The organism is uncultured Campylobacter sp., from assembly GCF_938045535.1.
Taxonomy (GTDB): domain Bacteria; phylum Campylobacterota; class Campylobacteria; order Campylobacterales; family Campylobacteraceae; genus Campylobacter_B.
In genome coordinates, this window is the sequence record NZ_CALIMQ010000072.1 from 1 (window position 1) to 9,514 (window position 9,514).

General features: G+C 49.6%; 10 protein-coding genes and 1 pseudogene. All 11 read right to left on the reverse strand.

The genetic code is table 11. From position 1 onward, the window contains the following. The coding region (locus tag Q0095_RS02435; RefSeq protein WP_297881033.1) for a TIGR02757 family protein at nucleotides 1-720 on the reverse strand (720 nt) is incomplete at its 3' end. Then, on the reverse strand, nucleotides 717-1,808 hold the full coding sequence (locus tag Q0095_RS02440) for an RsmD family RNA methyltransferase (RefSeq protein ID WP_297881050.1): 1,092 nt from the start codon (nucleotides 1,806-1,808) through the stop codon (nucleotides 717-719). The genes Q0095_RS02435 and Q0095_RS02440, both read right to left, overlap by 4 nt. Before the next feature lie 15 nt (nucleotides 1,809-1,823). Continuing rightward, nucleotides 1,824-2,180: pseudogene (locus Q0095_RS02445) on the reverse strand (RsmD family RNA methyltransferase); the annotation flags it as partial. Next, nucleotides 2,173-2,499, reverse strand: a complete 327-nt coding sequence (locus Q0095_RS02450) for a hypothetical protein (protein ID WP_297881035.1) — start codon at nucleotides 2,497-2,499, stop codon at nucleotides 2,173-2,175. The gene Q0095_RS02450 and the pseudogene Q0095_RS02445, both read right to left, overlap by 8 nt. Next, nucleotides 2,499-3,596, reverse strand: a complete 1,098-nt coding sequence (locus Q0095_RS02455; RefSeq protein ID WP_297881037.1) for an SAM-dependent methyltransferase — start codon at nucleotides 3,594-3,596, stop codon at nucleotides 2,499-2,501. Before Q0095_RS02455 ends, Q0095_RS02450 begins: the two co-directional genes overlap by 1 nt. Then, nucleotides 3,593-4,762, reverse strand: coding sequence for an acetylornithine transaminase (locus Q0095_RS02460; protein ID WP_297881039.1), 1,170 nt, complete (start codon nucleotides 4,760-4,762; stop codon nucleotides 3,593-3,595). Before Q0095_RS02460 ends, Q0095_RS02455 begins: the two co-directional genes overlap by 4 nt. After that, nucleotides 4,759-5,376, reverse strand: coding sequence for a TRIC cation channel family protein (locus Q0095_RS02465; RefSeq protein WP_297881041.1), 618 nt, complete (start codon nucleotides 5,374-5,376; stop codon nucleotides 4,759-4,761). The genes Q0095_RS02460 and Q0095_RS02465 overlap by 4 nt, the downstream gene beginning before the upstream one ends. Before the next feature lie 487 nt (nucleotides 5,377-5,863). Continuing rightward, entirely contained in the window at nucleotides 5,864-6,853 is a 990-nt protein-coding gene (locus tag Q0095_RS02470) for an alpha/beta fold hydrolase (protein WP_297881043.1), read from the reverse strand. A gap of 68 nt (nucleotides 6,854-6,921) precedes the next feature. Beyond that, on the reverse strand, nucleotides 6,922-7,509 hold the full coding sequence (locus tag Q0095_RS02475; RefSeq protein ID WP_297881045.1) for an NUDIX hydrolase: 588 nt from the start codon (nucleotides 7,507-7,509) through the stop codon (nucleotides 6,922-6,924). Beyond that, nucleotides 7,494-8,873, reverse strand: coding sequence for a magnesium transporter (gene mgtE, locus Q0095_RS02480; RefSeq protein WP_297881046.1), 1,380 nt, complete (start codon nucleotides 8,871-8,873; stop codon nucleotides 7,494-7,496). Before mgtE ends, Q0095_RS02475 begins: the two co-directional genes overlap by 16 nt. Nucleotides 8,874-8,881: 8 nt before the next feature. Next, a partial coding sequence (locus tag Q0095_RS02485; RefSeq protein WP_297881048.1) for a M23 family metallopeptidase occupies nucleotides 8,882-9,514 on the reverse strand: 633 nt, incomplete at its 5' end.

Here is a 9,514-nt window from a genome sequence, read left to right on the forward strand (position 1 = left end):
GAGGCGGTACAGCGCGAAGTCGTATTTGATGGGGTCGCTCGAATCGAAGCGTCTTAAGCTTTGTGTAAGCTGTAAAACCGCCTCAAAATCGTAACTCTTGCGATCGATCAGCCCAAGCTTAAGCGAAACTTTATGCGTATGGGTATCGAGCGGGATGAGGAGGCGCGATTTTTCGATCTTTTTGTACAGCCCCAGATCGATGTCGCTGTTGCGCACCGCCCAGCGTAGGAAAAGATTGTAGCGCTTATACGGCGACGTGTGCTTTTGCGCGAAGCCGCGCCCGAAAAAAAACTCATACCCCTGGCTGCGGTAGGGATTTAATTTGTAAATTTCGCCGATTAAAAAATTTATCCCATCCTCAATCCGTCCGCTTTTTTGCATACCGCAAAGCACGCTCTCTTCGATGCTAAGGCTATTTTTAAGCCGCTTTAAAGTTATAAAAATTTCAGCGACGTCGCGCGGGCTTTGAAATCTATATTTTTTGCCCGCAAGCTCCGCACCAATGCGCTCATCGCTCGCGTCCAAAAGCGAAAAATCAAGCGAGCGGAGGAATTTTAAAATTTGAGCCGCGCTTCCGTAAGCAAACAGCGCGCAGATGAGCGCTACGACGTCGTCTCTCTGCTGCTTTGCGACCTGTAGCGGATCGGGCGCGCCGAAAAGATCCGCGTCGCAATTTTTCAAATCGGCGTAGTAATCTAAAATTTGCTTTAAGCTTTTCATTCTGCGTAGTAACTCATCGTCGTAGCGCCGAATTTGCGCGATTTAAGCAGCGCGAAATCGCCGATTTTAGGCGGCAGCTCAAGCTCGCTCATATGCTCGATCGCGATTAGCAGCTCACACTGCGCGGAGCCCAGGCGCGCTATCAGCGCCAACACCCGCTCATAAATCCCGCCAAAACCCTGCCTGATCGCAAACGGCGGGTCCAGATATACAAACACTATGCGCGCGGGATCGGATACGGAATTTTCTTTGGAATTTGCGATATGGCTTTCGCTAGAATTTGCAACAGAACATTTGCCTAAATCGTTTGCAGCAGAGCTTTCTCCTAAACCGCAGGATAAATTTTCGCGGGAGCTAACGGCGAAATTTTTTCTTGAACCGCAGGTTAAATTTACGTTTGGGTACGAATTTTCTTTGCAGCTAGCGGCAAAATTACCACTAGAATTCGCAGTGGAATTTTTTCTTGAATCATAGACGAAATTTGCGCTTGAATGTAAATTTTCTCCACAACCCGCGTCAAAATTTTCGCTCAAATTTAAGCTTTCTTTCTCTTCACAGCTCGCGCCTAAGCCCGTACCGCGATTTGCGTCAAAATTAGAGCTCTCACCGCATTTTGAGCTTAAATTTACGTTGCAATTAACGGTCTCGGTGCCGCTCGCGTCGTATTGCGAAGCGCAGTTATCGTCAAACCTTTCGCTAAAGCTCACAGCGTCCGCAGCTAGCGAATTCACGCAGTATTTTATACTAGAAGCACCCGCATAATCGCCAATCTGGGCACAACCGCCAAAGCTCTCATCTCCCACATAATCGCCATTTACGCCGCTCTGCACGCCATTTTGCGCGCTGTCAGGCACACTGCTTCGCGTGCCGCATTTTGCCAAATCTTTCACGCCACTTTGCGTGCCACCTTCCGCTTCTACGCTTTGCGCGGCGCGGTATCCGTCCTCGCCCTGCTCTACGCCACTAAAGCTTTTGCGGCAGCCGTCTTTTTCGCTGCTTAAATTTTCACAGCAGGTTCCGTCGTCGGCATGGTTTTTGAAATTTTTGCCACTTAAATTTAACGAATTCACGCCCGAGCGTCCGTTCATATCCGCTTGCAACTCGTGCAAAATTTCGGGTAGTCGCTCGAAGCAATCGCCCAAAATCGCGTTTGCACCGAGTCCGAAAAGCTCGAAATTTTTCCGCATTATCTTATGCGCGGCGACGTCCTTTTCGATCGCATAAACGTTTTTTGCGCCGTTGCTTAGCGCTTCAAGCGCCATCGCGCCGCTACCGCCGAAGCACTCGATAAACGCCGCGCCGCGCAACTCCTCCCGCCAAGTATCGAAAAAGGAGCCCTTTACGATGCTTTTTGTGCTGCGCGTGCTCGAAAGCGCGGGCAGAGCGAGCTTTTTGCCCTTATAGATGCCGCTTGAAATTTGCGTAAAGAGCGCGCCGCCGAGCTTGGAAAATTTAGCCATTTTGCCTTCTTAAAATTTCGATGATTTTTGTCTTGAACTCATCAAATAGCGCGCAAATTTCAACTTCTGCCGCGTCGTATCCACTAAGATCCACCCGTAGCGAGCTTTGAAAATCCTCTAGCCTCGATAACAACATCTGCTTTGAAAACGGCAGCGCCAAATCCCCGTCCTCGCCGATTAAAAATAGCGGTTTTGCCGAGCTTTGCAGCTCGTCGCTTATCACAAAGTCGCAATCCTGCGCACTTGTAGCGCGATCCTTCAAAAACAGCTCCAGCGTCTTTTGTAAAATTTCGCAATCGCAATCGATAAAAGCTTTCATCAAAACCCCTTTTTAAATTTTATCATCTTAAACTTCTCGCCAAACTCCGCGCGCAGGTGATTGAACTGCAAAAGCGCATTGCGATAACCCTTCTCGCCACTTTTTTGCATAAAAAGCTCTAAAAGCTGGGCCGCGCCGAAGTCTATGAGAGCCGCGATCTGTCTTTTAAAATCCGCCGTCATGGCGCCCGCATCCTCAAACGCAGCACGCAAAATTTCAAAATTTACGTCGTAGGTAAGATCGCTTTTGCCGTAAAAATCGCTCAAGTTTTGCACCTCAAAGAAGCTAAAAACTTCGTGGTTTCGGTAAATTCGCAGGCTAAAATCGCCGCTAGCGCCCATCTGCCCGTAATCAAAGGCGATGAAATAAAACCGCTGCGCTCTGGCGCAAATTTCGCGCGCAAAGCGAAAGTATCTGACCGGGATTTCGCCGCGCGAGATGCCAAATCTGCGTGCAATAGTCAAAATTTCACGTTCTTTTATGGGGGCAAATTTTGCCGCACCACTTTCGATAAAAAGCATATTTTCGCCGTCCACCGCCTCGCATTTAAAGGCGTCGAAAAGCTCATTTGCCACAAAGATCGCATCTTTAAATTTCGCTTCGCGCGCGCTTGCGAAGTGCTTTAGCGCGATTTCGCCGCCGAAGCTCTCTGCAAAGCTCGCCCGCTGTAGCTCGCGCAGACGCTCATGCGGCTCGATAATTGCAAAGCTAAATCTATCAAGCGCCGCCACGCCGCCTAGCGTAAATATAGCTTGCGCTATGTCGCAAAGCAGCCGCCCATCGTGCGAGCCGATCTCTACGATAGCGATTTTAACGCTATTTTCCGATTTTCCTACAAGCGAGACATCTAAATTTAGCTTGTCAGGATTAGCCGCAAGGTTTTGACGCGATGCAATTGGGCTTGCCGCCGCGTCTAAGCTTAACTCTTGCATCGCGCAAAAATCCGCGCTTAGGCGTAAAATTTCGCGCGCGATGCAGATCCCAAAAAAGCTCCCTACGCTTACGGCAGTGTAAAAATCACCGCTCTTACCGATTTTAGCGGCATTTGCGTAGTAGCTCTCGTTTAGCCAGCCCTCGAAAAAATCGCTAAATTTCACGCCCGCACTATCTCGTCCAGGCTCTTGCGTAGGCGCGCGAAGCCCTCTTTGATCTCCGGTTTTTTGATATTTAGCGCAGGCAAAAATCTAAGGGTGCGCTTGCCGGATTTTAGGATCAAAAGTCCGTTTTGCAGGGCTTTGTTAAAAATCTCGCCCAGATTTTTTTCATCGCGCAGCACAAGGCCTTGCATCAGACCGAGTCCCACGCGCTTTTCGATCAGGCTAGGATAGTCTGCGGCGAGCCCGTCTAGTTTTTTGATAAATCTTTTTATAGTCTTATCAAGCTTGCCGCTCGCTTTTAAAAACTCAAGTTGCGAAAGCACCGCAAGCGCCGTAGAAGTCGCCAAAAAGTTACCGCCGAAGGTGCTGCCGTGCTCGCCAGGAGCGAAAATGTTTTGCTGCGCCACGCACGCGCCGATCGGCACGCCGCCCGCAAGCCCTTTGGCAAAGGTGATGATGTCGGGGCGGATGTCGTAAATTTGCGACGTCGCAAACTCGCCCGTGCGATATACGCCGCACTGCACCTCGTCAGTGATCAAAAGCAGCTTTTTCTCTTTCAAAACCGCCGCCAGCCTTTGCACGCTCGTCTTATCCAGAGGCTTGATACCGCCCTCGCCCTGGACTAGCTCGATCATCACGGCGACGCTGTTTTCATCGATATGCGCGATGATATCCTCGATATCGTCGAAAAATTTAAACCCGGGCATATAAGGCGCAAAAATTTCGGGATGAAATTTCTCCTGCCCCGTAGCTTGCAACGTCGCTAGTGTGCGGCCGTGGAAGGAATTTCGCAGAGTTAGAATTTCAAATTTTTTATTAGGAAAATTTACGGTGCCGTATTTGCGCGCCATTTTGATCGCCGCTTCGTTCGCCTCCGCGCCAGAGTTACAAAACACGGCGTAGCTGCGATACCCCAAAAGCTCGCTAATCTTTTGAGCCAGGGCTTCTTGGGGCAAAATTCTATAGATATTTGAGCCGTGGATGATCTGCGCAGCTTGCGTGCCAATCGCTTCCAGCACGATTTCGTTTGCGTGCCCCAGGCAGTTTACGCCGATGCCTGCGCCGAAATCCACGTAGTCCTTGCCCGCTTCGTCATAGACTACCGAGCCCTCGCCCCTTACCAGCGCTACGTTTACGCGCGCAAAATTATCCATCAAATAGTTCATTTTTTATACTCCACTTTAGGCAGATGCCAAGATTTGTAATAAGCCACCATGCGAAACGCAACTCCTAAAACCAGCAAAATAATCACCGAAAAGGCGCCGCTAAGCCCCAATCCATCAAGCACGAAATATATCAAGCCCACGCCCATGCTTATCGTGCCGTAAAGCCCCGTATGTAAAAACCACGGCACTTCGTTCAGCAGCACGTCGCGTAAGATGCCGCCGCCCACGCCGTTGCAAAACGCGATCAGCACCACGCCAAAAACGTTGTGATTGTAGCTTAGCGCGACCATCGCTCCCACGATCGAAAAGCTTACGACGTCGATCGCATCGGTTAGAATAAATAAAAATTTACCCTCTAAATCGCGGTTTTCGTAAAGTTTGGCGAAAATGGCTACGGCGCTTACCGCAAGCACGATCGTTACGGGCGCATAGTGCGTAAACGAGTAGATTTCGCGGCTTACTAAGGTATCGCGCATGATCCCGCCGCCAAGCGCCGTCAAAAACGCCGCGATAAAGATCCCAAGCCAATCGCAGCCCTTCTTTACGCCGAATAAAAACCCGCTAAGCGCCGCCGAAGCGATGCCTACGCACTCCGTAAACTCTAAAATACTCATATCACAAACCGCTAAAATCCTTTTAAAAACGCATTTTACAACAACTAAATATAAATTTGGGTAAAGCGCGACGAGCGGAAGAAATTTAGGCGCTGCGGTATAAATTTAAAGCGGCGGATAAAATTTGAGCGCGGTAAATTGAAATCTACGCAGCAGAATTTTGCGAAACAGAATTTCGCTAGGTAAAATTCTACGCGGCAGAATTCTACAAGGCTAACATACGGCGTCGCGGTCTGCGCAAATTTTAGTTTAAAATTTTCAGCACCTGCGCGCTAGAAAGAATTTAACGCTACAAAGTCGGCTCTATACTTATGCCAACGGCACATAAATTTTGATTTGAAATTGCGCCCTTATTTTGGCGCCGTGCTTTGCCGCTATAAAATTTCATCTTATTTTACGATGACCTAGCCCGCGCGGAATTCTACGTAAAATTTTAAAATTTAGCGGTCGAATTCTGCGTGGAATTTTACGCCGAGCCGCCGTTAAATTAGCGCAGCCGCTCTTTTAAAATTTCCCAAATGCCGGGCATTGCCAGCAGTCCATTATGCGGCGCGGCGGCTATTTCATAAAATAGATCGCCCGCCTTAAGAGATCCCGCAAGATCATACGAGTGGTGCACCGGTATTAGCTCATCTGCGGCGCCGTGGATGAGCGTGATCTGCGTGCTGCGCGCCGCTTGCAGAAATTCCGCGGTCGGAATCTTGTAGCGGATCAAAAATTTCGGCACGAAGGGGATCTTTTCGCGTGCGAGCCGCTCGAAGCTAAAATATGGTGCGAGCAAAATCAGTCGCGCCGCATCCCACTTCGCGGCCTGCTGTGCAGCGATGCCGCTTCCGATCGAGTAGCCGATCATCGCGAGCTTACTTGGCGAATGCTGCTCTAAAACGTAGCGGCTCATCGCATCGGCGCTCGCCAAAAGCTGCTGCTGCGATGAAATTTTGCCGTCCGATTTACCGTAGCCCGGGTAATCGAAAATATAAAAATCGTATCCCAAAGCCGCAAAATCCGCGCCGTATGCGCCCCAGCCGCTCACGTCGCCGAAGTTACCGTGAAAGAACAAAATCGCGCCTTTAGGCTCTGCTGCGCTAAATTTCAGCCCGTTTATCGCCCCGCCCTCAAACGGGATATTGATCTCTTGAAATTTTATCGCAGCGGCGTTTGCGTTATTGCCCACAGCGCCGTTTCCTGCGGCGTTTTCGCCGACGCGCTCGCCGCTAGTTTGAGCGTTTTTGTTTTTGATCTCGCCCGCTACGGCTCCGTTTTCTTTTACGCCGCCAATCGCCGAAGCGTTTTCGTCCGCGCCGCTCTCGGGCGCATTCACAAGCCCTGCAAATTCGGAATTTTCAAAGCTAAATTTGAAGTTTTTATCCAGCGGCTCGCCCAAAAATATCAGCCGTTCCTGAAAGATATAAAGTCCCGCTAGCACGCAGACATAAACACACGCCGCGATAACGCACAGCCTAAGTAAAACCCTCATCGCCGTCCTTTAAAATTTAAAGCCGAGACGCAAAAGCGCGCGATGACACACGAAATTCCGTCTCGCCGCTAAGCTTTAAACTCGCTCAAAAACCATTGAAATGCTAGGATCAGCCCCGGCGCGCGCACGATCTTTTCGTCAAACATAAACTCTCGCGCCTTGGCCGCAGGCAGGTAGAAAAGCTCGATCTTCTCGCCATCCACGCCGCCGCCGCTACCGATCTTCATCGATTCGTCGATGCGCGCGAAGTATAAAATTTGACGGTTCGCCGCAAAGCCTAGGGCGCTGTAGTAGCTCGTGATAAATTTCAGATCTTTCACGGCATATCCCGTCTCTTCGAGCACCTCTTCGATCGCCGTTTGCTCCTCGCTAATGCCCTTATCTAAAATGCCCGCGCAAAGCTCATAGGTGTAGCCCTTTTCGGGCGAATTTATTAAGCCTTCCTCTTGATAAAACCACACGCTGGGGCGAAACTGCTTGACGAGCAAAAGCGCGTCGCGCTGCGTATGGTAGAGCAAAATCGAGACGCTATCGTGCACCTTGACGCAGTCCCACGCGCGCGCTATGCCGTCCATTTCGAAGCTCAGGCGAAAGGGTTTAACGAAATTCGAGCTTTTAAGCTCGGAGATTTTAAAATTTTTTATAGTAGTATCCATGTCGCAAGTCCTAAAAAGCTAAAAAATCCCACGATGTCCGTCACCGTAGTAAGCAGCACGGAGCTGCCGACGGCGGGGTCGATATTTAATTTTTTAAGCGTGATCGGAATGACGGCGCCAAAAAGTCCTGCGAGCGTTAAATTTAGAACCATCGACATCGCAATTACCAGCCCCAAAAGCTTAATGCCGAACCAAAAATACGCCACAAACCCCATCAGCGTGGCAAAAATGAGGCCGTTTATGAAAGCGATCGTGATCTCGCGAAAGAGAACCTGCTTTTTGTCTTTAAACGCTATCTCGCCCAAGGCTAGGCGGCGCACAGTTACCGTAAGCGCCTGCGTGCCGGTGTTGCCGCCCATGGAGGCGACTATCGGCATAAGCACGGCAAGTGCGACCAGCTTTTCGATAGTGGCGTCAAAAAGTCCGATGATCGTGGAGCTTACGATCGCCGTGCATAAATTTACCGCTAGCCACACAGCGCGCGCGCGTCCCGCCTTAAAGATCGTAGTCTCATCGTCCTCCGCTTCGTCATCGACGCCCGCGAGGTTGTAAATTTGCTCGGTGGCGCGCTCTTGGATGAGATCGTGGATATCATCGGCGGTGATCCGCCCAATAAGCACGCCGTTAGCATCGACAACGGGGATGACGTTAAGATCGAATTCTTCAAAGTCCTTGATCACGTCGTCGATCTTGTCGGTATCGGTGGCGAAGTGGATTTTGTTTTCGGCGCCGAATTTTTGTGAAATTTGCTCCAACGTGAGTGAAAAATCGTATAAAATCAGATCGGACGTCGAAAAGGTAGTAAGCAGATGCCCCTTTTTATCAAGCACAAAGAGCTGAAAGACATTCTCGATCTCGTCCTTTTCGCGCATAACGCGCAGCATCTCGACCGCCTGCCCCAGGGTCTGATCCTGCCTGGCGCTAAAGACCTCGGTCTGCATATACGCGCCTGCCTCGTCCTCGCTATATTTGGAGATAGTAAGAATGTCGTGGCGATCATCCTCGTCAAGCCCATAGAAAATCTGCTCGGCCTTGTCCTCGTCGATTTCGCCGATATTTTGCAAAAGCTCCGCCTGATCGTCGCTTTCAAGCTCCTCAATCGCTTTTACGATCTTTTCGTGAGGCAGAGTTTCGATGACATCTTCGAGCATATGCTCGGGCATCTCAAGCGCAGCATCGGCAAGATCCTCAGGATCTAGCTTTTTTAAGAATTCTACGTATTTTTCTTCGTCATGCTTTTTTAGAGTTTTTAAATGCTCCGTAAGATCGGCGGCACTCAGCTCATGCTCAAGCGTATCGCCTAGGTGCGCATCAAGAAGCGCTTTGGCTTCCTCGACGTCGTCCAGCTGCTCTTTATTTTCCATTTTCAGCCTTAATTTATCGTGATAAGCGACTCGTAGTTTTCAAATTTAGCAGGGTTTTTCGAGCCGTCTTTAGCCGCAGCCATTCTAGCGTCCATATCTTTGACGAGAGCTTTAAATTTAAGCTCCTCAGCGCTTATAACGTTAGTTTTTTCAATCTTGACTACCTTAAGCGGATCTATCGCCTGCTTATTTTTATAAAGTCCGAAGTGCAGATGCGGTCCCGAACTAAGCCCGGTCGAGCCCACATAGGCGATTAACTGACCTTGCTTGACACTAACGCCTGCTTTTGTGCCACTAGCAAAGCCGCTAAGATGTGCATAAAGCGTGCTGATACCGCCGCCGTGGTTGATTTCGACAGTATTGCCGTAGCCGTTTTTACGCCCTACGAAGCTAATCTTGCCCGCTCCTGCAGCATTTACTCTAGTGCCTTTGGGGGCTGCGTAATCCACACCCAGATGCGCGCGATATCGCTTTAAAATCGGATGAAATCTTTTTGGGGTAAAATAGGATGAAATTCTAGTATAAACAAGCGGCGTGATTAGCAGAAAAGATTCGACCTTTTTGCCGCTTCGGTCGTAGTATTTATCATCGAAAAAATATAGCGATTTGGGCTTTTTATTTTCCTCGATCATTCCTGCGGT

Bases quoted from the DNA above. Each gene is read 5' to 3' on its own strand.
- Q0095_RS02465 (WP_297881041.1), bottom strand. From the start codon at position 5,376: ATGAGTATTTTAGAGTTTACGGAGTGCGTAGGCATCGCTTCGGCGGCG.
- Q0095_RS02450 (WP_297881035.1), bottom strand. From the start codon at position 2,499: ATGAAAGCTTTTATCGATTGCGATTGCGAAATTTTACAAAAGACGCTG.
- Q0095_RS02475 (WP_297881045.1), bottom strand. From the start codon at position 7,509: ATGGATACTACTATAAAAAATTTTAAAATCTCCGAGCTTAAAAGCTCG.
- Q0095_RS02440 (WP_297881050.1), bottom strand. From the start codon at position 1,808: ATGAACGGACGCTCGGGCGTGAATTCGTTAAATTTAAGTGGCAAAAAT.
- mgtE (WP_297881046.1), bottom strand. From the start codon at position 8,873: ATGGAAAATAAAGAGCAGCTGGACGACGTCGAGGAAGCCAAAGCGCTT.
- Q0095_RS02460 (WP_297881039.1), bottom strand. From the start codon at position 4,762: ATGAACTATTTGATGGATAATTTTGCGCGCGTAAACGTAGCGCTGGTA.
- Q0095_RS02470 (WP_297881043.1), bottom strand. From the start codon at position 6,853: ATGAGGGTTTTACTTAGGCTGTGCGTTATCGCGGCGTGTGTTTATGTC.